Source organism: Paracoccus haeundaensis (genome assembly GCF_006239215.1).
Lineage (GTDB): Bacteria > Pseudomonadota > Alphaproteobacteria > Rhodobacterales > Rhodobacteraceae > Paracoccus > Paracoccus marcusii.
On the sequence record NZ_VDDC01000018.1, the window covers coordinates 23,943 to 46,922 of the forward strand.

27 protein-coding genes are annotated in these 22,980 nt (G+C 67.4%); 12 read left to right on the top strand and 15 right to left on the bottom strand.

Going from position 1 to position 22,980, the window contains the following annotated elements; translation table 11 throughout:
* The first annotated feature begins 32 nt into the window (after nt 1-32).
* From ffh to rpmE, 8 genes are read left to right on the top strand one after another with little or no spacing between them, the layout of a single operon-like run.
* On the top strand, nt 33-1,529 hold the full coding sequence (gene ffh, locus FHD67_RS11365; RefSeq protein WP_045982871.1) for a signal recognition particle protein: 1,497 nt from the start codon (nt 33-35) through the stop codon (nt 1,527-1,529).
* Nucleotides 1,526-2,062: a GNAT family N-acetyltransferase gene (locus tag FHD67_RS11370; RefSeq protein WP_139598766.1), complete on the top strand. Its 537-nt coding sequence runs from the start codon at nt 1,526-1,528 to the stop codon at nt 2,060-2,062. Before ffh ends, FHD67_RS11370 begins: the two co-directional genes overlap by 4 nt.
* Nucleotides 2,059-2,355, top strand: coding sequence for a chorismate mutase (locus FHD67_RS11375; protein WP_042249024.1), 297 nt, complete (start codon nt 2,059-2,061; stop codon nt 2,353-2,355). Before FHD67_RS11370 ends, FHD67_RS11375 begins: the two co-directional genes overlap by 4 nt.
* Before the next feature lie 28 nt (nt 2,356-2,383).
* Nucleotides 2,384-2,740: a 30S ribosomal protein S16 gene (gene rpsP, locus FHD67_RS11380; RefSeq protein ID WP_045982869.1), complete on the top strand. Its 357-nt coding sequence runs from the start codon at nt 2,384-2,386 to the stop codon at nt 2,738-2,740.
* A 51-nt stretch (nt 2,741-2,791) separates the two neighbouring features.
* Nucleotides 2,792-3,292: a ribosome maturation factor RimM gene (rimM, locus tag FHD67_RS11385; protein ID WP_046001398.1), complete on the top strand. Its 501-nt coding sequence runs from the start codon at nt 2,792-2,794 to the stop codon at nt 3,290-3,292.
* On the top strand, nt 3,289-4,176 hold the full coding sequence (gene trmD, locus FHD67_RS11390; RefSeq protein ID WP_045982867.1) for a tRNA (guanosine(37)-N1)-methyltransferase TrmD: 888 nt from the start codon (nt 3,289-3,291) through the stop codon (nt 4,174-4,176). Before rimM ends, trmD begins: the two co-directional genes overlap by 4 nt.
* Entirely contained in the window at nt 4,173-4,556 is a 384-nt protein-coding gene (rplS, locus tag FHD67_RS11395) for a 50S ribosomal protein L19 (RefSeq protein WP_045982866.1), read from the top strand. The genes trmD and rplS overlap by 4 nt, the downstream gene beginning before the upstream one ends.
* 14 nt (nt 4,557-4,570) lie before the next feature.
* Nucleotides 4,571-4,792, top strand: a complete 222-nt coding sequence (gene rpmE, locus FHD67_RS11400; RefSeq protein WP_042249018.1) for a 50S ribosomal protein L31 — start codon at nt 4,571-4,573, stop codon at nt 4,790-4,792.
* A gap of 60 nt (nt 4,793-4,852) precedes the next feature.
* Here rpmE and FHD67_RS11405 read toward each other — a convergent pair whose 3' ends face one another.
* Both FHD67_RS11405 and FHD67_RS11410 read right to left on the bottom strand, forming a co-directional pair.
* Nucleotides 4,853-5,776: an acyltransferase family protein gene (locus tag FHD67_RS11405; RefSeq protein ID WP_046001396.1), complete on the bottom strand. Its 924-nt coding sequence runs from the start codon at nt 5,774-5,776 to the stop codon at nt 4,853-4,855.
* An 85-nt stretch (nt 5,777-5,861) separates the two neighbouring features.
* A complete protein-coding gene (locus tag FHD67_RS11410) occupies nt 5,862-7,820 on the bottom strand; it encodes a protein meaA (RefSeq protein WP_139598794.1) in 1,959 nt (652 codons plus the stop codon).
* A 208-nt stretch (nt 7,821-8,028) separates the two neighbouring features.
* Here FHD67_RS11410 and ccrA point away from each other — a divergent pair, with 208 nt between their 5' ends.
* A complete protein-coding gene (gene ccrA / locus FHD67_RS11415) occupies nt 8,029-9,318 on the top strand; it encodes a crotonyl-CoA carboxylase/reductase (RefSeq protein WP_139598767.1) in 1,290 nt (429 codons plus the stop codon).
* Nucleotides 9,319-9,384: 66 nt separating this feature from the next.
* Here ccrA and FHD67_RS11420 read toward each other — a convergent pair whose 3' ends face one another.
* Entirely contained in the window at nt 9,385-9,591 is a 207-nt protein-coding gene (locus tag FHD67_RS11420; protein ID WP_045982863.1) for a hypothetical protein, read from the bottom strand.
* Nucleotides 9,592-9,689: 98 nt separating this feature from the next.
* On the opposite strand from FHD67_RS11420, the gene FHD67_RS11425 reads away from it, so the two are divergent.
* Nucleotides 9,690-11,222: an ATP-dependent DNA helicase gene (locus tag FHD67_RS11425; protein WP_139598768.1), complete on the top strand. Its 1,533-nt coding sequence runs from the start codon at nt 9,690-9,692 to the stop codon at nt 11,220-11,222.
* A 48-nt stretch (nt 11,223-11,270) separates the two neighbouring features.
* Here FHD67_RS11425 and FHD67_RS11430 read toward each other — a convergent pair whose 3' ends face one another.
* On the bottom strand, nt 11,271-12,062 hold the full coding sequence (locus FHD67_RS11430; protein ID WP_045982861.1) for an EcsC family protein: 792 nt from the start codon (nt 12,060-12,062) through the stop codon (nt 11,271-11,273).
* Nucleotides 12,022-12,618 (bottom strand): GNAT family N-acetyltransferase, encoded by a 597-nt coding sequence (locus FHD67_RS11435; protein WP_139598769.1) that lies wholly within the window; start codon nt 12,616-12,618, stop codon nt 12,022-12,024. Before FHD67_RS11435 ends, FHD67_RS11430 begins: the two co-directional genes overlap by 41 nt.
* Before the next feature lie 112 nt (nt 12,619-12,730).
* Between FHD67_RS11435 and FHD67_RS11440 the strand changes: the two genes are divergently transcribed.
* Together FHD67_RS11440 and FHD67_RS11445 are read left to right on the top strand one after the other, a co-directional pair.
* Nucleotides 12,731-13,333 carry a flavin reductase family protein gene (locus FHD67_RS11440; RefSeq protein WP_045982860.1) on the top strand — a complete coding sequence of 201 codons (603 nt, stop codon included), beginning with the start codon at nt 12,731-12,733 and terminating at the stop codon, nt 13,331-13,333.
* Nucleotides 13,330-13,863 (top strand): adenine phosphoribosyltransferase, encoded by a 534-nt coding sequence (locus FHD67_RS11445; protein WP_127899092.1) that lies wholly within the window; start codon nt 13,330-13,332, stop codon nt 13,861-13,863. The genes FHD67_RS11440 and FHD67_RS11445 overlap by 4 nt, the downstream gene beginning before the upstream one ends.
* On the opposite strand, the gene FHD67_RS11450 is transcribed toward FHD67_RS11445, so the two are convergent.
* The 10 genes from FHD67_RS11450 to coxB all read right to left on the bottom strand — a co-directional run bounded on the left by FHD67_RS11450 (nt 13,860) and on the right by coxB (nt 22,799).
* Complete coding sequence (locus FHD67_RS11450) at nt 13,860-15,257, bottom strand: FAD-binding oxidoreductase (RefSeq protein WP_139598770.1); 1,398 nt, start codon at nt 15,255-15,257, stop codon at nt 13,860-13,862. The genes FHD67_RS11445 and FHD67_RS11450 overlap by 4 nt on opposite strands.
* Nucleotides 15,257-15,838: a GNAT family N-acetyltransferase gene (locus FHD67_RS11455; RefSeq protein WP_139598795.1), complete on the bottom strand. Its 582-nt coding sequence runs from the start codon at nt 15,836-15,838 to the stop codon at nt 15,257-15,259. Before FHD67_RS11455 ends, FHD67_RS11450 begins: the two co-directional genes overlap by 1 nt.
* Nucleotides 15,838-17,112, bottom strand: a complete 1,275-nt coding sequence (locus FHD67_RS11460; RefSeq protein WP_084693890.1) for a M16 family metallopeptidase — start codon at nt 17,110-17,112, stop codon at nt 15,838-15,840. Before FHD67_RS11460 ends, FHD67_RS11455 begins: the two co-directional genes overlap by 1 nt.
* Nucleotides 17,109-18,485 carry a threonine synthase gene (gene thrC, locus FHD67_RS11465; RefSeq protein ID WP_139598771.1) on the bottom strand — a complete coding sequence of 459 codons (1,377 nt, stop codon included), beginning with the start codon at nt 18,483-18,485 and terminating at the stop codon, nt 17,109-17,111. Before thrC ends, FHD67_RS11460 begins: the two co-directional genes overlap by 4 nt.
* A gap of 10 nt (nt 18,486-18,495) precedes the next feature.
* The gene (locus FHD67_RS11470; RefSeq protein ID WP_045982856.1) at nt 18,496-19,167 is read right to left on the bottom strand and encodes an SURF1 family protein; all 672 of its coding nucleotides are present in this window, start codon (nt 19,165-19,167) and stop codon (nt 18,496-18,498) included.
* 79 nt (nt 19,168-19,246) lie between these two features.
* Nucleotides 19,247-20,074 (bottom strand): cytochrome c oxidase subunit 3, encoded by an 828-nt coding sequence (locus FHD67_RS11475; RefSeq protein WP_045982855.1) that lies wholly within the window; start codon nt 20,072-20,074, stop codon nt 19,247-19,249.
* Nucleotides 20,075-20,108: 34 nt separating this feature from the next.
* Nucleotides 20,109-20,681, bottom strand: coding sequence for a cytochrome c oxidase assembly protein (locus tag FHD67_RS11480; RefSeq protein ID WP_045982854.1), 573 nt, complete (start codon nt 20,679-20,681; stop codon nt 20,109-20,111).
* On the bottom strand, nt 20,678-20,908 hold the full coding sequence (locus tag FHD67_RS11485) for a hypothetical protein (RefSeq protein WP_046001387.1): 231 nt from the start codon (nt 20,906-20,908) through the stop codon (nt 20,678-20,680). The genes FHD67_RS11480 and FHD67_RS11485 overlap by 4 nt, the downstream gene beginning before the upstream one ends.
* Nucleotides 20,908-21,825: a heme o synthase gene (gene cyoE, locus FHD67_RS11490; protein ID WP_139598772.1), complete on the bottom strand. Its 918-nt coding sequence runs from the start codon at nt 21,823-21,825 to the stop codon at nt 20,908-20,910. Before cyoE ends, FHD67_RS11485 begins: the two co-directional genes overlap by 1 nt.
* A gap of 68 nt (nt 21,826-21,893) precedes the next feature.
* A complete protein-coding gene (gene coxB, locus FHD67_RS11495) occupies nt 21,894-22,799 on the bottom strand; it encodes a cytochrome c oxidase subunit II (protein WP_084693889.1) in 906 nt (301 codons plus the stop codon).
* Between the last annotated feature and the right edge of the window lie 181 nt (nt 22,800-22,980).

The following is a 22,980-nucleotide window of genomic DNA, read 5'->3' on the forward strand; positions in this document are numbered from 1 at the left end:
TAAACCGATTTGGAGCCATAGGAGGCCCGGCCATGTTCGAGAACCTTTCCGATCGCCTGGGCGGCGTCTTCGACCGGCTGACCAAGCAGGGCGCCCTGTCCGAGGAGGACGTCACCGCCGCCATGCGCGAGGTGCGCGTGGCCCTGCTGGAGGCGGACGTCTCGCTGCCGGTGGCGCGCAACTTCGTCAAGGCCGTCACGGCCAAGGCCACCGGCGCTGCGGTCACGAAATCGGTCAGCCCCGGCCAGCAGGTCGTGAAGATCGTCCATGACGAGCTGATCAAGGTCCTGCAGGGCGACGACGCCCCCGAGGCGCTGCGCATCGACAACCCGCCCGCCGCCATCCTGATGGTCGGCCTGCAGGGTTCGGGCAAGACCACCACCACCGCGAAACTGGCCCTGCGCCTGAAGGACCGCGAGAAGAAGCGCGTGCTGATGGCGTCCCTGGACACCAACCGCCCCGCCGCGATGGAGCAGCTGGCCATCCTGGGCCAGCAGATCGGCGTCGACACGCTGCCCATCGTGATGGGCCAGACCGCCGTGCAGATCGCGCAGCGCGCCAAGACGCAGGCCTCGCTTGGCGGTTATGACGTGGTGATGCTGGACACCGCCGGCCGCCTGCATATCGACGAGGCGCTGATGACCCAGGTCCAGCAGGTCCGCGACATCGCGAACCCGCGCGAGACGCTGCTGGTCGTCGACGGCCTGACCGGCCAGGACGCCGTGAACGTCGCGACCGAGTTCGACGCCAAGGTCGGCGTCACCGGCGTGGTCCTGACCCGGATGGACGGCGACGGGCGTGGCGGTGCGGCCCTGTCGATGCGCGCCGTGACCGGCAAGCCGATCCGCTTCGTGGGTCTGGGCGAGAAGATGGACGCGCTGGAGACCTTTGACGCCAGCCGCGTCGCGGGCCGCATCCTGGGCATGGGCGACATCGTGGCCCTGGTCGAGAAGGCCCAGCAGGTGCTGGAGGTCGAGCAGGCCGAACGCATGATGAAGCGGTTCCAGAAGGGCCTCTTCAACATGAACGACCTGCGCGGCCAGCTGGAGCAGATGCAGAAGATGGGCGGCATGTCCTCGGTCATGGGGATGATGCCCGGCATGGCCAAGATGGCCAAGCAGGCCGAGGCCGCGGGCTATGACGACAAGGTCGTCCGCCACCAGATCGCCCTGATCAATTCGATGACCAAGAAGGAACGGGCCAATCCCGACCTGCTGCAGGCCAGCCGGAAAAAGCGCATTGCTGCCGGTGCGGGTCTGGACGTGTCAGACCTGAACAAGCTGCTGAAGATGCAGAAGCAGATGGCCGACACGATGAAGAAGCTGGGCAAGATGGGCAAGGGCGGGCTGATGAAGCAGGCCATGCGCGCCATGACCGGCAAGGGCGGCGGCCTGCCCGACATGGAGAACCTGGACCCCGCCAAGATGGCCGAGGCCCAGAAAATGCTGGCCGATCCCAAGGGCCTGGGCGGCCAGTTGGGCCGCGCGGGCCTGCCTGCCGGCTTGGGCGGATTGTTCGGCAAGAAATGATCACGCTGTCCCCCACCCCGGTTCTGGAGACGGAACGGCTGACCCTGCGCGCGCCCCTGGGCAGCGACTGGCCGCATTGGCGCAGCTTCTATCAGTCGGATCGCGCGCAATTCGTGGGCGGCGGTTCGCCCGAACCCAAGCCTGGCGCCTATTGGCGGGCCTTCGGCCACCTGACCGGCCATTGGGTGATGCGCGGTTTCGGGATGTTCGTGTTCTGCCTCAAGGGCGACGACACGCCCCTGGGCATGACCGGCCCGTGGTACCCCGACGGCTGGCCCGAGCATGAGCTGGGCTGGACCGTCTGGTCGCGGGCCGCCGAAGGCCGCGGCTATGTCGCCGAGGCCGCCCGTGCGGTGCGCGCGCATGCGTTCCGCGACCTGGGCTGGACCACGGCCGTCAGCTATATCGACCCGGACAATGCCCGGTCGATCGCGCTGGCCGAACGGCTTGGCGCGGTGCGCGACCGCGGCGCGCGGCAGCCAGTCTTCGACAAGCCCTGCCTCGTCTATCGTCACAGCCCGGAGGCCGCATGACCGACGCAACCACCCGCGCGGCCGACCTGCTGCGCGACCACCGTGCCAGCATCGACCGGCTTGACGCCATCCTGGTCTATACGCTGGCCGAACGCTTCAAGCACACCCAGTCCGTCGGCCGCCTGAAGGCCCGGCACGACCTTCCGCCGTCCGATCCCTCGCGCGAGGCAAGCCAGATCGAACGCCTGGAACGCCTCGCGCGCGAGGCCGATCTTGACCCGGAATTCGCGCGCAAATTCCTGACCTTCGTGATCGCCGAAGTCATTCGGCACCACGAACATTATCAGTCCTGACCGGACGACAACCCAAGGAGACTATCTGATGTCCATGAAGATCCGCCTGGCCCGTGGTGGCAGCAAGAAGCGCCCGCATTACGCCATCGTCGCGTCCGATTCGCGCATGCCGCGCGACGGCCGCTTCATCGAGAAGCTGGGCACCTACAACCCGCTGCTGGCCAAGGACAGCGAAGACCGCGTCAAGATGGACGTCGAGCGCATCCAGTACTGGCTGAGCCACGGCGCGCAGCCGACCGACCGCGTCGCACGCTTCCTGGAAGCCGCGGGCGTCAAGGAAAAGGCCGAGCGCAAGAACATGAAGAAGGCAGAGCCCGGCAAGAAAGCCAAGGCCCGCGCCGACGAGCGCGCCAAGAAGGCCGCGGCGCCCGCCGAAGCCGAGTGATCTGACGCTGGCGGGGGAAACCCCGCCAGTCCTTTATTGCAAGGGTGTGACATGACCGAAGACCGCATCTGCGTCGGCGCCATCGCGGGGGCTTTCGGGGTCCACGGAGAGGTGCGGCTGAAAAGCTTCTGCTCGGACCCTGCCGATATCGCGACCTATTCCCCCCTGACGTCCGAGGACGGCACCCGCCGGTTCGAGGTGTCGCTGACGCGCGAGGTGACGGGGGCCCTGGGTGCGCGCATCAAGGGCATCGCCACCAAGGAGGATGCCGACGCCCTGCGCGGCGTGACCCTGTGGGCCCCGCGCAGTGCCCTGCCCGCGCTGCCGGATGACGAATTCTATCATGCCGACCTGATCGGGCTGGAGGTCGTCGATACCGGCGGCAAATCCCTGGGCCGGGTGCGTGCGCTGTACGATCACGGCGCCGGCGACATCATCGAGGTGGTGGGCGGCACGCAGGTGCTGATGCTGCCCTTTACCCGTGCCGTCGTGCCGACCGTCGATCTGGCCGCGCGTCGCATCGTGGTGGACCCGCCCGGCGACGACGAATGAGCGACGCGCCCAGTCCCAAGTCGCATGGCCGCCTGACCGCCCGTCCCAGCCTGCGCCCGCGCGAGCTGATGGCGGAACCGCAGGTGGCGGGCGCATGGACCGCGCGGATCGTCACGCTGTTCCCCGAAGCCTTTCCCGGCATCCTGGGCCTGTCCCTGACCGGCAAGGCGCTGGCGCAGGGCTTGTGGAACCTGCGCACCATCGGCCTTCGCGATTTCGGCATGGGCCGGCATCGCAATGTCGACGACACGCCCGCGGGCGGCGGGGCCGGCATGGTCATCCGCGCGGACGTGCTGGACGCGGCCCTGACCGAGGCGCAGGCGGGACCGGGGCCGACCCTGCCCGTCCTTTACATGTCGCCGCGTGGCAGACCGCTGACCCAGGCCCGTGCCCGGGCGCTGGCGCAGGGGCCGGGCGTCACGCTGATCTGCGGCCGGTTCGAGGGAATCGACCAGCGCGTGCTGGACAAGCACGCCATCGAGGAGATCAGCATCGGGGATTATGTCCTGACCGGCGGAGAGATCGCCGCACAGGTCTTGATCGACGCGACGGTCCGGCTTATACCGCGCGTGCTGGGCAATCATGATTCCCTGGCCGAGGAGTCCTTTTCCATCGGCAACCGGGGTCTTCTGGAAGCGCCGCAGTTCACCAAGCCCGCCCTCTGGGATGGCCGTGAGATACCGCCCGTGCTGTTGTCGGGCAATCACGCAGCCATCGCCGCATGGCGGTCCGGTGAGGCCGAGAGGCTGACACAAGAACGCCGCCCCGATCTGTGGCGGGCATATGCGGAAACGCATGTGGACCCGGCTAAGGACCGACAGCGCTCGGGCGCATCAGACCAATCGCGGATGTACCGCGAGCATGACAAGGAACCAAAGCGATGAACCTGATCGCACAACTCGAAGCCGAGCAGATCGCCGAGCTTGGCAAGTCCATTCCCGACTTCAAGGCCGGCGACACCATCCGCGTCGGCTACAAAGTGACCGAGGGTACCCGTACCCGCGTCCAGAACTACGAAGGCGTCTGCATCTCGCGCCGTGGCGGCGCGAACATCGCGGCCAGCTTCACGGTCCGCAAGATCAGCTTCGGCGAAGGCGTGGAGCGCGTGTTCCCGCTGTATTCGACCAACATCGCCACGATCGAGGTCGTTCGTCGCGGCAAGGTCCGTCGCGCCAAGCTGTACTATCTGCGCGATCGTCGCGGCAAGTCGGCCCGTATCGTCGAAAAGACCAACTACCGTCCGCTGTCGGACGCGAAAGCCTGAGCAGAGGTCACGCCATGAAAAAAGAGATTCACCCCGATTACCACACGATCTCGGTCAAGATGACGGACGGGACCACCTACCAGACCCGTTCGACCTGGGGCGCCGAGGGCGACAGCATGTCGCTGGACATCGACCCGACCTCGCACCCGGCCTGGACCGGTGGTTCGTCGCGCCTGATGGATGCCGGCGGCCGCGTGACCAAGTTCAAGTCGAAATACGCGGGCCTGGGTTTCTGATCCACGCCACGATCGACGTCGCAGACGCCGCCCCTCGGGGCGGCGTTTCTCATTCCGGGGTCAGGTGAAAAACGCCAGCACGCGGCGGCGCTCTGCCATCCCCAGCCAGGTGGCCAAGGCCAGGCAGACCGCCATGACGGTCAGCGCCTTGGTGTCCCCCTCCAGCCCGAACCGGCTGGCGCAGATCATGATCATGACATGCACGAAATAGACGAAGGCCGCAGTGCTGGCCGCGCGCTTGCCGTCCCACGCCCCCTGCACCTGCTGCGCAGCCAGGAACAGCAGCGGTGCCGCCGCCAGCAGCGACAGCATCATGTCGACGCCCCAGCCCCCGCCCGCGATCACCCGCCAGACCAAGCTTTCCCCCATCACCGCCAGCAGCGCCAGACCGGCCAGCGGCATGGCCCACCGCCGCAGCCCCGAACCCCAGCCATGCGCCAGCAGAACGCCAAGCGCGAAGAACGGAAAGATGGTGAAGACCCCGTTGCGATAATGGTCCAGCTGGATCTCTGCCTGCCCGGTCAGGACCAGCAGTTGCAGGGCCAGCCCCGTACCCGCCAGAAGCGCCGCCGCGACGGCGATCCGCATCGGTCGCCGCAGCACCATGACCATCACCGCCGATACCAGCAGGCCCGGCAGGAACCACAGATGGAAATAGCCGAACACCAGCGTCTGCAGCGCATGCCCCGCCCCGGTCAGGTCCGGACCATAGATCGGCAGATAGATCGTCATCCACAGCAGGTACAACACCAGGATGCGGCGCAGATACGGCCCACTGCGCCCGCCGCGCATGGCTGACAGGAAGAAGTACCCCGAGATCAAGGCGAAGACCGGCACCGCCAGACGATAGAGGCCGTTGAACAGCACCTGCTTGACCAGCGGAGGCGCGCCCTCGGGAAATCCGCTATGCAGGGCGATGACCATCAGCGCCAGAAGGATGCGCAACGGGTCGATGGCGCTGTTGCGCCGGGTCTGGGATGTCATGGGCCGGCCTTTGTCGTGCAGCCCTGTCAACGGCCAAAGGCCCGTCCGGTTCACCCACGGGGCGCGTTATCTGCGCCCTGCCCGGTCACGCGGCAGCGGCGCCCGGCGCGACCAGCCCGACGATGTCCATCATGATCGTGTTCAGCTGGAAATCCTTGGGCGTATAGACCCGTGCCACGCCCATCGCCGTCAGGCGGGCGGCGTCGTCGTCGGGAATGATGCCGCCGACGATCACCGGCACATGGCCCATTCCGGCGGCCTGCATGCGGGCCATCAGATCCTCGATCAGCGGCAGGTGGCTGCCCGACAGGATCGACAGGCCGACGACATGGACGTCCTGTTCGCGGGCACGCGCAACGATCTCCTCCGGGGTCAGGCGGATACCCTCATAGGTGATGTCCATGCCGCAGTCGCGGGCGCGGAAGGCGATCTGTTCGGCGCCGTTCGAATGGCCGTCCAGGCCCGGCTTGCCCACCAGGAACTTCAGCCGCCGCCCCAGCCGGGCGCTGACCGCATCGACCGCGTCCCGGATCTCCTCCAGTCCCTCGGTGCGATTCGAGGGCGCCTGCGACACCCCCGTCGGGCCGCGGTATTCGCCATGCACCGCGCGCATCACGCCCGCCCATTCGCCGGTGGTGACGCCCGCGCGGGCGGCGGCGATGGACGGCTCCATGATGTTCGCGCCCGACTGCGCGGCGCGGCGCAGCGCCGTCAGCGCCGCCTCGACCGCGATTGCGTCGCGTTCCGCGCGCCAGGCGATCAGGCGGCCGACCTGATCGGCCTCGACCGCGGGGTCGACGACCATGATGCCGCCATCGCCCGCCGTCAGCGGCGACGGCTCGGCCTGCTGCCAGCGGTTGACGCCGACCACGACCGTCTCGTTCGTCTCGATCCGGCCAAGGCGGGCCGCGTTCGATTCGACCAGCCGCGCCTTCATGTAGTCGATGGCCGCAATCGCGCCGCCCATCTGGTCCAGCAGCGCCAATTCGTCCCGCGCGCCCTGCTTGAGGGTTTCGACCTTGGCGGCGATCACCGGATTGCCGTCGAACAGGTCGCCATATTCCAAGAGGTCGGTCTCATAGGCCAGGATCTGCTGCATCCGCAGCGACCATTGCTGATCCCAGGGCCGCGGCAGGCCCAGGGCCTCGTTCCAGGCGGGCAGCTGCACCGCACGGGCGCGGGCGTTCTTGGACAGCGTGACGGCCAGCATCTCCAGCAGGATGCGATAGACGTTGTTCTCGGGCTGCTGCTCGGTCAGGCCCAGGCTGTTGACCTGCACGCCATAGCGGAACCGACGGTATTTCTCATCCGCGATGCCATAGCGGTCACGGGTGATCTCGTCCCACAGCTCGGTAAAGGCGCGCATCTTGCACAGCTCGGTGACGAAGCGGATGCCCGCGTTCACGAAGAAGCTGATCCGCCCGACCATCTCGGGAAAGCTGTCGGCGGGCACCTTGTCCCGCAGATCGTCCAGCACGGCCACGGCTGTGGCCAGCGCATAGGCCAGCTCCTGTTCCGGCGTCGCCCCGGCCTCCTGCAGGTGATAGCTGCAGACGTTCATCGGGTTCCATTTCGGCAGGTGCTGCCGCGTATAGGCGGCGATGTCGGTGATCATCGCCAGCGACGGCGCGGGCGGACAGATATAGGTACCGCGCGACAGGTATTCCTTGATCAGGTCGTTCTGGACGGTGCCCTGCAGGCGGCTGACATCGGCCCCCTGCTCCTCGGCCACGGCGATGTACAGCGACAGAAGCCACGGCGCGGTCGCGTTGATCGTCATCGAGGTGTTCATCTGCTCCAGCGGGATCTGGTCGAACAGCGCGCGCATGTCGCCCAGATGGCAGACGGGGACGCCGACCTTGCCGACCTCTCCGCGCGCCAGGATATGATCGCTGTCGTAACCGGTCTGCGTGGGCAGGTCGAAGGCCACCGACAGGCCGGTCTGTCCGCGCGACAGGTTCGTCCTGTACAGCGCATTGGATTTCGCCGCCGTGGAATGGCCCGCATAGGTGCGGAACAGCCAGGGTTTGTCCTTGTCGGCCATCATGCCCTCGCAAGAAAATGTCATCCTGAGTATCGATACAGACACAAAGCTGCGCCGTCAATTCGCCGCAGCGCGGCGCATTTCTGATCATTCCGACATATTATTGCGCGCAATGGTGTCTGATAGTTGCATTGTTGCTTTTCATGTCGTAGGACAGGGCAAATCGGCGCGGTGATTCTGCACTGCGGCACAGGACAGGAGAAAGACGATGGCTCTCGACGCACCCACCCCGATCGCGCCCTACGACGCCCCGGTCAAAGACCTGTACGCCGTGGGCGAGATGCCGCCCCTGGGCCATGTGCCTGCGCGCATGCATGCCTGGGCGATCCGCCGCGAACGGCAGGGAGAGCCCGATCAGGCGATGCAGCTGGAGGTCGTGGACACCCCTGCCATCGACAGCAACGAGGTGCTGGTCCTGGTGATGGCGGCGGGCGTCAACTACAACGGGATCTGGGCGGGCCTGGGCAAGCCGATCAGCATGTTCGACGTGCACAAGCAACCCTATCACATCGCCGGATCGGATGCGTCGGGGATCGTCTGGGCGGTGGGCGACAAGGTCAAGCGCTGGAAGGTCGGGGACGAGGTCGTCATCCATTGCAACCAGGACGACGGCGACGACGAGCATTGCAACGGCGGCGACCCGATGTTCTCGCCCACGCAGCGGATCTGGGGATACGAGACGCCGGACGGCAGCTTTGCCCAGTTCACCCGCGTGCAGGCCCAGCAGCTGATGCCCCGGCCGCGCCACCTGACCTGGGAGGAATCGGCCTGCTATACGCTGACGCTGGCCACGGCGTACCGGATGCTGTTCGGGCACGAGCCGCACGAGCTGAAGCCGGGCATGAACGTCCTGGTCTGGGGCGCGTCGGGGGGGCTTGGCTCCTATGCGATCCAGCTGGTCAACGCGGCGGGCGGCAACGCCATCGGGGTGATCTCCGAGGAGGACAAGCGCGACTTTGTCATGGGGCTGGGCGCGAAAGGGGTCATCAACCGCAAGGAATTCCGCTGCTGGGGGCAGCTGCCTACGGTGAACACGCCGGAATACAAGGAGTGGTTCAACGAGGCGCGCAAGTTCGGCGCGGCGATCTGGGACATCACCGGCAAGGGCAACAATGTCGACATCGTCTTTGAACATCCGGGCGAGGCGACCTTCCCGGTCAGCACGCTGGTCTGCAAGAAGGGCGGGATGGTGGTGATCTGCGCGGGCACGACCGGGTTCAACTGCACCTTCGACGTGCGGTACCTGTGGATGCATCAGAAGCGCATCCAGGGATCGCATTTCGCGCATCTGAAACAGGCCAGCGCCGCGAACAAGCTGATGCTGGAACGCCGCCTGGACCCCTGCATGTCCGAGGTGTTCCCCTGGGCCGAGATCCCAGCCGCGCACATGATGATGCTGCGCAACCAGCACAAGCCGGGCAACATGGCGGTGCTGGTCCAATCGCCGCGGACCGGGCTGCGCACCTTCGAGGATGCGCTGGAGGCCGGCCGGCGCTGACCTGCGTCCCGCGACGTGCCGGGGGGCCTGCCGCCCCCCGGACCCCCCGCGCGGCGGTGCATGGGATCAGACCTTGCGGTCCCCCTCTCCGGCGCGGCGGCATTTCCATTCGCGAACCTGTTCGGTCGGATGGGTGGCCACCCATTTCGCAAGCTCGGACTGGCTCTGCAGCATGCAGGTGAACAGGCCGTTCCGTTCCTCGAACAGCAGGCTGTGATCGCTGCAGCGCTGTGGGTCGGCAAGCAGGCAGGTGACGAAGAACAGCTCGATCATCGCGTCTCTCCTGTTGGGGTGCCCGCAGGCACGGTGCCCGGGGCGGAAAAGTTGCGCGGCGCTTTGCCTTGGCCGCGAAGGCAGGCTAAGGGTCTGGCATGAACAGTCCCGTCCCCGCCCCGACCCTTTCGCCCGATCAGGCCGATGCCTGGGATGCGCTGGCCGAAACCTTTGGCGCGGCGGGCATCGACATCATCGCAGAGGAACTGCATCCGCCCCAGTCGGGAAAAGGTCGCGTCATGGCGGTCATCGGCAAGGCCGGATCGGGCAAGACGCTGATGCTGTCGCAGATTACCAAGGCCCTGCTGGAGGCGGGGGTCGAGTTGATCAGCCCAGATTACGAAGGGCGGCGCCGCAAGGACCGGCGCAGCGTCGCCATCCTGGCGCCGACGAACAAGGCGGCGTTCGTGCTGCGCATGCGCGGCGTGCCTGCCACGACGATCCATCGGATCCTGTACACCCCGGTCTATGATCCGCAATACGAGAAGATCGCCGAATGGCTGACCGGGGCGGCCGAACGCCCGGTCATCGCGGAACTGTCGGACACGGCGCTGGACCGGGCCAAGGCGTTCTATGACCAGCATGCCTCGATCCCCGGGGCGCTGGCCACGGCCGGGTTGCGCGGGTCGGATTTCATCCGCGGCTGGACCAGGCGCGAGGAGGGGCTGGACGTCGGGCTGATCGACGAGGCCTCGATGCTGGACGAGAAGCAGTTCGAGGACCTGCGCGAGATCTTTCCCGTGCTGGTCCTGTTCGGCGACCCCGCCCAGCTGGCCCCGGTCGGCCAGTCCGGAGAGATGGTGTTCGACAAGCTGGCCCCGGCGCAGCGCCTGATGCTGAGCCGCATTCACCGTCAAGCCGACGACAACCCGATTCTGGACCTGGCCCATGCTTTGGCTGATGATCAGCTGAGCTTTGACGATTTCGAGCAGATGATCCGCGATGCGGCGCGCAAGGACGACCGCGTGGTCTGGGCCGAGCGGGTGGAAAGCGACCTGATGGCGCGCAGCCCGGTCCTGGTCTGGCGCAACGCGACGCGCATCCGGCTGATCCATGCGTTCCGCACGGCCTTCGGCGCGCCGGGGGACGCGCTGCTGCCCGGAGAGCCGCTGATCTGCGACGGGCTGGAGCTGCCGTTGAAGCATCGCAAGAAGCGGATCGACTTGGAGGCGCGCGGCCTGATCAAGGGCGCGCAGGTCGTCTATCTGGGGCCGGGCCGCAAGCCGGGCTTTTCGCGCCTGCACGTGATCGGGGCCGAGGACCCGCGCCTGTCGGCCGCCAGCATCGTCAAGATCGAGATGCCAGACGAGGACGAACCCTTCATCCCCTTTGCGGCGCGGATGGGCGCGGCCTTTCTGCACGGGGCGGCGGTCACGATCCACAAGGCGCAGGGCAGCCAGTGGCCCGAGGTGCAGGTGTTCGGCCCCGACATCAGCGCCGCCGCCTGGTCGAACCGGTCCGAGGCCGGGGTCCAGCTGTGGAAGCGGCTGACCTATGTCGCCATCACCCGGGCGCAGGAGCGGCTGTACTGGGTGACCAAGGCGCGGCTGGCGCGTCCCGCAGGGCCGTTGACGACGGACGATCTGGCGGCCCCGTCCGCGCCCCTGGCACTGGACGCCGAGGAGGCGTGATTGCGTCCCGCGACGCCGGGGGGCTACCGCCCCCCGGACCCCCCGCGGTCAGCGCGATGATCGGTCGGGGGGCGTCTGGCGCTGGATGGACAGGCGCAGCGCCTCGGTCAGGGCCTCCTGCGGAATGCCGGTTTCATGGGACAGGCGCATGACACCGAAATGGACGCGGGCCAGTTCCTGATAGTAGCGGGCAAAGGTATAGTTGATGGACGCGCCGACCACCGCGCCGAAAACCGGCGCCGCCTGCGCCGCCATCTTCTGCCCAAGCGAGACGGACAGGCGCGGGGCGACCTTGCTGACCATGCTCTGCACCGTCTGGCCGGTCACCGACAAGCGCGCGGCCAGCATGCCCAAGTCGGTCTGATCGTCATCGGCCATCGGACCCGCGGCGGCGAAGATGCGCAGGCATTCCAGGCGCACTTCCTCGCTTTCGGGATCAAGGCCGTGCTCGGCGGCGATGTCCAGCATGGCGCGCAGCAGCAGCGTGACCGTGAACGGCAGTTCGACCAGCGCGCCCGCGAAACCGCCGACCCCGCCCGCCGCACCGCTAACGGTCGAGGCCATGCGGTTGAACCAATCGCCCCGGTCCCGCACCACCTTGCGCGACTGGCTGGCGGCACCAAACGCCCGCGTCAGCGCGGCCCGCGTGACGCTGTCCAGCCGCGACCGCACGAAGCCCGGCAGGCGTTCGATCAGCCCTTCGGCGCCGTTGCCGATGCGGGACATGATCTGCATGCCCAGACCCCCGGCCTCCAGATAGCGCAACGCCAGACGATCGATCTGGGCGTGCAACGCCGGATCAGTGATGGGGGGCAGGACGAGGGGTTTCGGTTCTGTCATCAGCGGGCCTTTTCGGAGGGTCGACCTGGGTGCAAGCCGTGGGGTCCGGCGCGGGCGGGTCTACGGGGGGCCGGGTCTCTCGCTGGACGGGGCCTGCCACGTTAACCCATGCATCCGGCCGAAGTTCCAGCCCCAGCACCCGGTCGGGGTTCGTAGGCGGCGGCATCACCACATCGTCAAGGCGCTGAAAGCCGAAACGGCTGTAATAGGGCGCGTCGCCCACCAGCAGAACCCGGTCGAACCCCATCCGGCGCGCGCGCGTCAGGCTGTCGCGCATCAAGAGCCCGCCCAGACCCTCTCCCTGCGCGGTGGGGTGCACGGCGATGGGCCCCAGCAGCAGCACGGGATGGTCGTCGACGCGCACCGGCCAGAACCGGATCGCGGCCACCAGCGTACCGCCCGCATCGCGCAGCACCAGGCACAGTTCGGCCACCCGCGGCACCCCGTCGCGCAGGCGATAGGACGACAGCGCGGTGCGACCCGGCGCAAAGCACAGATCGTACAGGCCCTCGACCTCGGGTTCGTCGGCGGGCGTCTCGGGGCAGATCTCGTACATCGCGCCTCCTTGCTGTCGGGCGGGCGTTTAGCACGGGTGCAAGTCGGGCGAAACATTGCGTCGCGCGAAAAAGCGGGGCAGGTTGGCGCCCGAACCCACAAGGAGGCCGCCCATGTTCTATCGCCCCGAAGCCGGACACGGCCTGCCGCACAATCCCTTCAACGCGATCATCGCCCCCCGCCCGATCGGCTGGATCTCGACCCGCGGGTCGCAGGGCGACAACCTGGCGCCCTATTCCTTCTTCAACGCCGTGGCCTATGTCCCGCCGCAGGTGATGTTCGCCTCGACCGGCGCCAAGGGCGACCGGCCCGGCACCAAGGACAGCGTGGCCCAGATCATCGAGACGGGCGTCTTCTGCGTGAACATCGCCACGGGCGATCTGCGCGACGCGGTCAACGCGACCTCGGCCCCCCTGCCCGCGGGGGCCAGCGAATTCGCGGCCGCGGGGATCGAGGCCGCCGATTGCACCACCATCGACTGTCCGCGCGTGGCGGGTGCCGCGGCAGCGCTGGAATGCCGCATGACCCAGATCGTGCCCCTGGCCGGTCAGGCGAACTTTGCCGTCTTCGGCGTGGTGACCGGCATCCACATGCGCGACGATTGCGTCGTGGACGGGCGGTTCGATCCGCGTGCCGCGGGCGGCTGGATTGCGCGTCTGGGATACAAGGATTATGCCGCGGTGACCGATCTTTTCGAAATGGACCGCCCTGCATGAGCCGCACCGTCAAGGACTATGTCCGCTCCATCCATGATTTCCCGCATGAGGGGATCATCTTCCGCGACGTGACCACGCTGTTCGCGGATGCACGCGGATTTCGCATGGCGGTGGACCAGATCCTGCACGCCTATGCCGGAACCCGTATCGACAAGGTCGTGGGGCTCGAAGCGCGCGGCTTCATCCTGGGCGGCGCGGTGGCGCATCAGCTGTCCACCGGCTTTGTGCCGATCCGCAAGAAGGGCAAGCTGCCCGGCACCGTCATCTCCGAGGCCTATCAGCTGGAATATGGCGAGGCGATCATGGAGATCCATGACGACGCGCTGAAGCCCGGCGAAAAGGTCTTGATCGTGGACGACCTGCTGGCCACTGGCGGGACGGCGGCGGCGGCGATCACGCTGTGCCGTCGTCTTGGCGCCGAAGTCATCGGCTGCGCCTTCGTCATCGACCTGCCCGAACTGGGCGGGCGCCGCGTGCTGGAGGGCATGGACATGCCGGTCCACGCGCTCTGCGACTTCGAAGGCGCCTAGGCCAGCACCGCGCCGGGGTTCATGATGCCAAGGGGGTCCAGCGCCCCCTTGATCGCCCGCATCGCGGCCAGCCGCGCCGGATCGCCCCACCGCGCCAGATCGGCGGCCTTGAGCCGCCCCACGCCATGTTCGGCCGAGAACGACCCGCCCCGCGCCACGACCATTTCGTGCAGCCTGCGTGACAGGTCGCGGCGGATGGTTTCGTAGTCGTCGCGGGTCCGGCCCGCCGCCGGGAACAGGTTGTAATGCAGGTTGCCGTCGCCCAGATGGCCGAAGCAGTTGACGCGCATGTCCCCCTGCCCCGCCAGCCAGGCCCCGGCATCGTCGATGAAGCGGGCGACCTCGGACAGAGGCAGGCTGATGTCATGGCTGGCGATGGCGCCGATGTGCCGGTTGGCCAGCGGGATATGCTCGCGCAGCGCCCAGAGGTCCGCGCCCTGCTGGCCCGATTGCGCGATGACGCCGTCATGGACCAGACCGGCCTCGGTCCCCGCGGTGAACAGCCCCTCCAGCGCCGCGTCGGCCGACAGGCCCGCGGGCAGGCCGACCTCGATCAGGACCAGCCAGTCGGGCCGCGTGTCGAACGGCTGGCGCATGTCGGGAAAGGCCATGTCCAGGAAATGCAGGCTCTGGCCTGAGATCAGTTCGAAGGCCGTGACGCCGCCCGCCATCCGCGCCTGCGCCAGCGACAGCAGCGACAGGGCCGCCGCGGGGCTGTCCACGACCAGCATCGCGACGCCGGTCTCTGCAGGCACCGGCGCCAAGACCAGCGACGCGGCGGTGATGATGCCCAACGTCCCCTCGGCCCCGATCAGCAGGTCGCGCAGATCGTATCCGGTATTGTCCTTCCGCAGGCGCTTCAGGTCGTGCATCACCGACCCGTCGGGCAGCACCGCCTCCAAACCCAGGCACAGCGCGCGGGCATTGCCGTATCGCAAAACGTTCACGCCCCCCGCATTGGTCGACAGCACGCCACCGATCTGGGCCGAGCCCTGCGAGGCCAGCGACAGCGGGAACTGCCGTCCCACGCCCGCCGCCGCCTGCCGCGCCGCCTGCAGCGTCACGCCCGATTCGGCGATCATCACCCCTTCCTCGGCAAAGGTGTCGCGAATCGCTGTCATCCGCTCCATCGACAGGATCAGGGGCGCGGGACCGTCCGTCATCACCTGCCCCCCGACCAGCCCGGTGCCCCCACCGCGCGGCACCACCGGGACGCGCGCCGCGGCACAGGCGCGGATGATCGCGGCGCATTCCTGCGCGTCGCGGGGCGCGGCGACCAGGCCCGCCTGCCCGTGATACCGGCCCCGCGGTTCCTCGGTATAGGCGGGGGACGGGTCGCGCAGCACGCCCGCGGGCAGGGCCGCGGCCAGGGTCTTGTCGGCGGGGATCAGCATCAACGCACCTCGGTCTTTCCGCGCCGGTCGCTGCGCAGGTTGGCGTAGAGCACATGGTTGCGCCAGCGACCGTCGATCTGCAGATAGCTCTGGGCCACGCCCTCGTACTTGAAGCCCGACCGTTCCAGCACGCCCCGCGATGCGGCATTCTCGGGCAGGCAGGCGGCCTCGATTCGGCTCAGGTCCAGCGCGGTGAAGGCGTGATGCACCAGCGCCCCGATCGCCTCGCGCATATAGCCATGTCGGGCATGCTCCTGCCCGATCCAGTATCCGATGGTGCCCGACTGCGCGGGGCCGCGGCGGATGTTGTCCAGCGTGATCGCGCCCAGCAACGTGCCGTCGCGATGGACCAGGAACAGCGGATAGGCCGTCCCCGCCTTGGCAGAGCGGGCCGCCCAATAGACGCGGTTGGTGAAGCTTTTGCGTGACAGATGGTCGGGGGACCAGACCGGCTCCCACGGGGTCAGAAAGGCGCGGCTGTCATCGCGCAGCGTCCGCCACGCGCTGAAATCGGAATGCAAGGGCAGGCGCAGCGCGATGCGTTCGGCATCCAGCCGAAAGGCACGGCGCCGCGCCAGGATCATGCGGCCAGCCGTTCGGCCAGGGCCTCGCGCGACGGCGCACCGTCCACCGGACCATAAAGCGCCAGCGCCGGGCGGGCATTGGCCAGCAGCGCCTCGGCATGCGCGCGCACGTCCGCGGCGGTGACGGCGGCAATGCGTTCGGCAACCTCGGCCGGGTCCGGGACGCGGCCCCAGATCGCCAGGCTGCGCGCCATGCGTTCGGCCTGGCCCGACGGGCTTTCCAGCCCCATCAACAGTCCTGCCCGCAGCTGCGCCTTGGCGCGGGCGATCTCGGCCTCGGACATGTCGTCGGCCGCACGACGGACCTCGTCGATTGTCAGGGTCGCCAGATCGCCCAGATCCTCGGCGCCGGTGCCGGCATAGATGGTCAGCATCCCCGTGTCGTCATGGAAACCCGACTGGGCGAAGATCGTATAGCACAGCCCCCGTTCCTCGCGGATCTTCTGGAACAGCCGCGACGACATCCCCCCGCCAAGCGCCGAGGAGAAGATCTGGGCGGCATAGAAATCGGGCGCCAGGTAACCCGGCCCTTCCAGCGCCAGCGCGAAATGCGCCTGCTCCAGCGGCTTGACGGTCCGGCTCTCCAGCCCCTGCCAGCGGGCCTGTTCGCGCGGACCCTGAGGACGCGGCACGATATGGCCCAGCACCTTTTCGGCCAGCCGCACGATCCGGTCATGGTCGACCGATCCCGCGGCGGCCACGACCATCTGGCCGGGGCCGTAATTCTCGGTCACGAAACCGGCCAGATCGGCGCGGCCAAAGCTGCTGACCCGTTCGGCGGGGCCCAGGATGGTGCGGCCCATCGGCTGATCGGGATAGGCGGCCTCCTGCAGCCAGTCGAAGATGATGTCGTCGGGCGTGTCCAGCGACTGCCCGATCTCCTGCAGGATCACGCCGCGCTCGACCTCGATCTCGCGTTCGTCGAAGACGGGGTTCAGGACGATGTCGCTGATCACGTCGAAGGCCAGATCGACGTCATCCTCCAGCACGCGGACGTAATAGGCCGTCGCGTCGCGCGAGGTATAGGCGTTGATATAGCCGCCCACATCCTCGATCGCCTCGGCGATCTGCAACGCGCTGCGGGTGGCGGTGCCCTTGAAGGCCATGTGCTCCAGGAAATGCGCGATGCCGTTCTGGTCAGCGCGTTCATTGCGCCCGCCCGCGCTGACCCAGATGCCCAGGGCCGCCGAATGCAGTCCGGGCATCTGCCGGGTCACGATGCGCAGCCCGTTGGGCAGCGTGGTCAGGCGCGGGGTGGGGTCTTGGCTCACGCGGTCCTCCGTTCAAGGATCAGGGACTTAAGCGCGTCCACGTCGTTTTCAACCCGGGTCAGGCGCTCGGGCAGGTCGAACAGGTCCGCCATATGCGGCGGCAGACCGGGGCGGACCCCGATGGCGCGTTCCACCGCGTCGGGGAACTTGGCCGGATGGGCGGTGGCCAGCGTGACCATCGGCACGCCGGGCTCCAGATGGCGTTCGGCCACGGCGACGCCCACGGCGCTGTGCGGGCAGAGGATCTCTCCGGTCCGCTCGCGCATGGCGCGGATCGTGTCCAGCGTCTCCTCCTCGGACACGCGGCCCGAGGCGTATTGCTCGCGCAGGGCCTCCAGCGCGCCCTGGCTGATCGCGAAGCCGCCCTGCTTCAGCTCCTCCATCAGCTGCCGGATCGCGCCCGCGTCCTGACCGTAGGCCAGATAGAGCGCGCGTTCGAAGTTCGAGCTGACCTGGATGTCCATTGACGGGCTGATCGAGGGCTCGACCGCGCCCATGCGGTATTCGCCGCTGCTCAGCGCACGATGCAGGATGTCGTTCTGGTTCGTGGCGACGATCAGCCGGCGGATCGGCAGGCCCATCTGGCGCGCGATGGAGCCCGCGAAGATGTCGCCGAAATTGCCCGTCGGCACGCAGAAATCGGTGGGCCGCATGCCAAGCGAGGCGGTCGCGGTGAAGTAATAGACGATCTGCGCCACGACGCGGGCCCAGTTGATGCTGTTCACGCCCGCAAGCCCCACCCCGTCGCGGAAGGCATGGTCGTTGAACAGGTCCTTGAGCCGCGCCTGGCAGTCGTCGAAATGCCCGGTCACGGCCAGCGCATGGACGTTGGCGGCGGGGGGCGTGGTCATCTGGCGGCGCTGAACCTCACTGACGCGACCATGCGGATACATGATGAACACGTCCACGTTGTCGATGCCGCGGAAGGCCTCGATCGCGGCCGATCCGGTATCGCCGGAGGTGGCGCCCACGATGGTGATCCGCTGGCCCGACCGCGCCAGGGCGATCTGGAACAGCTGCGCGATCAGCTGCATCGCGAAATCCTTGAAGGCCAGCGTGGGCCCGTGGAACAGCTCCAGCAGGTGGTGCCCGGGGGCCAGCTGCACCAGCGGCGCGCGGGCGTCATGACTGATGCGCGCATAGGCGCGGTCGATGGCGCCGCGCAGTTCATCATCGCTGAAGCTGTCGCCGGTGAAGGGGCGCACCACGCGGAATGCCACCTCCTCGTAGGACAGGCCGTCCAACTGCTCCAGCCCCGCGAAGGCCGGGATCGTCTCGGGCAGGTACAGGCCCCCGTCGCGCGCCAGCCCCGACAGCATGGCCTGTTCGAAATTCAGCACCGGGGCCTGGCCCCGCGTCGAGACGTAACGCATCGGAAATCCTTCAGTAGCTGCGCTGCCTGATACGCCAGATCAGCGCCAGTGTCATCACCGCCCAGGTGGCCGCGATTAGGAACCACTGCACCGCATAGGACAGGTGGTTGTTGGGAATCCCCTCGATGGCCACCGGCAGGGGACGGGCGCCCTGGTTGTCGCCCTCGACGGCGCTGGCCACGACCAGCACGGGCAACGTGTCCAAGGTCAAGGCCATCGCGTCCACGTCGCGGGCGAACCAGATGTTCTCGTCCATGTTCGGCGCCGGGGTAGAGCTGCTGGCATCCTGCGGCCAGTGCAGGTTTCCCGTCACCTGCAGGCGGACGGGGGGACGGTCAATGCGCCGCGCCTCCTGCGGGACAAAGCCCCGGTCCAAGAGGATCGCGCGCCCGTCATCGGTGACGAAGCGAGACACGATCTGATAGCCGGCGCCCTGTTCGCGGGTGTGGGACAGCACGTCGATCTCGGCCCCGGTGGTGGTGCCGCTGACCGTCACCGGCAGGTATTTCATCGACGGGTCGATCGCGTCCGGCAAGGGCACGGGGTCGGCCTGAATGCCCGCGGTGATGTCTGCCAGCATGTCCTCCTTCCAGGCGCGGCGGTCCAGCTGCCACAGCCCCAGATAGATCAGGACGGCACAGCCGACGACGCCGAGGATCAGGGGAAACAGATAGCGGCGCATGGGGCGCTCCGGGGTGAAAGGACAACGAAAAACGCGCGGGACGATCGCCCCGCGCGCCTTGAACGGTCACCGTCGGGGATCAGCTGCCCCAGACATAGATGACGGCGAACAGCACCAGCCAGATCACGTCGACGAAGTGCCAGTACCAGGCGGCGGCCTCGAACCCCAGGTGCTGGTCCTTGGTCATCTGGCCCTTCTGGAAGCGCAGCAGGCAGACGGCCAGGAAGATCGTCCCGATGATCACGTGCAGGCCGTGGAAACCCGTCGCGATGTAAAAGGCCGCCGCATAGGCCGTGTCGGCCAGACCGAAGGCCGCGTGGCTGTATTCGTAGGCCTGCAGGCCGGTGAAGACCAGGCCCAGGACCACGGCGATCGCCAGGCCGTTGATGGTGGTGCGACGGTCACCCTCATGCGCCCAGGCATGGTGCGCCCAAGTCACGGCCACGCCCGACAGAAGCAGGATCAGCGTGTTGATGAACGGCAGGTGCCAGGGGTCGAAGGTCTCGATGCCCTGCGGCGGCCAGACGCCGTCGGTGATGGGGCTGTTCTCGCCCATCGGGTACATCGCGTGCTTGATGAAGTTCCAGAACAGCGACACGAACAGCATCGCTTCGGACATCACGAACAGGATGAAGCCGTATTGCAGGCCGATGCGGACCACCGGGGTGTGGTCGCCCTGCTCGGCCTCGCGCACCATGTCGGCCCACCAGGCGAAGGCCACGTAGAAGGTGCCGACAAGGCCGATCGCGAACATCCAAGGGCCGGTCACCGGCACGCCCATGACGGTCACCTCTCCGGACATCCAGGCCACGGCGCCGAACAGCATGACGAAGACCGCGATCGCGGTTAGGAACGGCCAGACCGAGGCCGGTAGGATGTGATAGTCGTGGTTCTTTGCGTGCGCCATGTCGGATCCCCGTCGGCTCCCTCGTGTATTCGTCTTAGTTGATGGTGTCGGCCGCGCCGCTGTCAAGCGCAGCGCTGCGCGGCTCGGTCCGATGGAAGGTATAGGACAGCGTGATGTCGCGGACATGACCGGCGTCGCGGTCGTCCACCAGCTCGGGGTCCACGTAGAAGCTGACCGGCATCTCGACCCGTTCACCCGGCTGCAGCGTCTGCTCGGTAAAGCAGAAGCACTCGACCTTGATGAAGTAATAGCCCGAGACCTCGGGGGCGACGTTGTAGCTGGCCGTTCCGGTCAGCGGCACGTCGGAATTGTTCACGGCCTCGTAGAAGGCCAGTCCGCTTTCGCCGATCTTCAGGTCCATGCGGGCCTGCATCGGGCGGAAGGTCCATTCCAAATTGGAATCGGTGTTGGCGTCGAACCGGACTCGCACGACCTCGTCCAGAATCTGGTCCGATGCGGTCTCGGACACCTGCGTGGTGCCGCCGAACCCGGTCACCCGGCAGAACCAGTCATAGAAGGGCACGGCGGCCCAGGCCAGCGCGCCCATCGTGACGACGACGCCCAGCAGCATCGCAACGGTGCGGCCCTCGGGGCTCAGACGTTTCATTCGGTCACCTCCTGCACGGGGGCCTGGCCCTGGGCCGGGGCCTGCGGTTCCATCGGGGTCAGCGACACGCGCGGCTGGTGATCGAAACCCTCGACCAGGCCGCCCTCCTGGACCTTGACCACCGTCAGGCCAAAGACCAGCGCGACAAAGCCCAGCAGCACAATGCCCAGCCCCACGTTGCGGGACCGGCGGCGGCGGTGGATCTCGTGTTCGGTGCGCAGGGCCATCACCAGCCTCCCATCCAGCTCTGCACCAGCAGGGCGAGGAAATGCAGGAACAGGTAATAGAGCGACAGCTTGAAGACGCGCCGTTCGACCAGATAGCCGTCGGCGATCGCGGCGTCCTCGTCACGGCGCAGAACCTGCCAGCCACCGCGGATGAAGGCCGCGTTCAGCACGACCGCGACCGCCATGTAGAGCGGCCCGCCGACCGAGGTCACGCCCAGCCACAACGCAAAGGGCGCCAGGACCAGCGTATAGGCGAAGATGTGGCGACGCGCGGCGCGGCGACCGTGGGTCACGGTCAGCATCGGGACACCCGCGTTGTGATAGTCCTCCTTCATGAACAGCGCCAGCGCCCAGAAATGGGGCGGCGTCCAGAAGAAGACCAGGGCGAACATCAGAAGCGATTCGATGCTGATCCCGCCGGTCGCGCAGGCCCATCCGATCATCGGGGGAAAGGCGCCCGCGGCGCCGCCGATGACGATGTTCTGGGGCGTCCAGCGCTTCAGCCAGACCGTATAGACGACGGCATAGAAGAAGATGGTGAAGGCCAGGAACCCGGCCGCGAACCAGTTCGCCACCAGGCCCAGCATCATGACCGAGATGATCGACAGGACCAGCCCCAGGCCCAGGGCCGCGCTGTGCTCGACCCGGCCCGACGGGATGGGGCGGCTTTGCGTGCGGTTCATGATCGCGTCGATGTCGCGGTCGTACCACATGTTCAGCGCGCCCGAGGCGCCGCCGCCCAAGGCGATGAACAGCACCGAGCAGAAGGCGATGAAGGGATGCACGTCGACGGGGGCGACGAACAGACCGACAAAGGCGGTGAACACGACCAGCGACATCACACGCGGCTTCAGCAGCGCGACGTAATCGCGGAAATCGCCCTCGGGGGCGGCGTCATATGCGTTGATATCGGTCATCGCGCCTGCAATCTCTGTTCCTTGGCCGTGCCGGCAGGATGCCGCCACGGGCCTGGGTGGGTCCGACCTCAGTCGGCGCGGGCCAGGTCCACCTTGGCCGCGCCGTCCAGGCTGGCGGTCGGTGCGGGTTCGTCGCCCATGGTGCCGCCCTGCTCGGCGACCCAGGCCGCATAGACCTCGGGGCTGACGGCCTTGACGACGATCGGCATGTAGGCGTGGTTGATGCCGCACAGCTCGCTGCACTGGCCGAAATAGGTGCCTTCCTGCTCGACGTTGAACCAGGCCTGGGCGATGCGGCCCGGAACGGCGTCCTGCTTCACGGCAAAGGCCGGGATGGTCCAGGAATGGATCACGTCGCTGGCGGTCACCTGCAGCAGCACGGTCTGGCCGACGGGCACGACCACCGTGGTATCGGTCGCCAGCAGGTATTCGTCGGGGGCATAGCCGTTCTCGGCCAGCTCCTCCTCGGGCAGCATCAGCGAATCGAATGCGATGCCATTGTCGGGATATTCATAGGACCAGTACCACTGGTGGCCGGTGGCCTTGATCACGACATCGGGATTTTCCGGCATCTCCTGGCTGCGGAACAGGATCGGCAGGGAGAAGGCGCCGATGGCCACCAGGATCAGCACCGGGACCAGGGTCCAGCCGATCTCCAGCGGGGTGTTGTGGGTGTATTTCGCGGGCACCGGGTTCGCCTTGGCGTTGAACCGGAAGATCACGAACAGCAGCAGAAGGCAGACGAAGACCGTCACGACCGTGATGATGATCAGCACGAAATGGTCCAGCCATTGCTGATCGCGCGCCAGTTCCGTGGACGCCGGCTGAAAGCCCATGCCCCTTGCGACCGGCTTGCCGATCGTGGGCAGATCGCCCAGCACGTCCTGTGCCATCGCAGTCCCGGCCAACATGCCCGCCGTCGCGAACCCTGTCGCTGCCGCGAATGCACGGCCCATCATCGCTTTTGCCATCATTCCATCCCGTTGCAGTGGCCCGGCCCCAATGACCGCAGGGGCTGCCGGGAGGCTGCCCCTTTTCCTTTCACAGTGACCGTTCTATGACCATATCTCGCCCTTACGGGCAAGACATACCTACAGCATTTCCCCGCCCGAAGGAAACGCGACCCCCTGCCGCGCCCGTCCAAGGGCCCGTCCC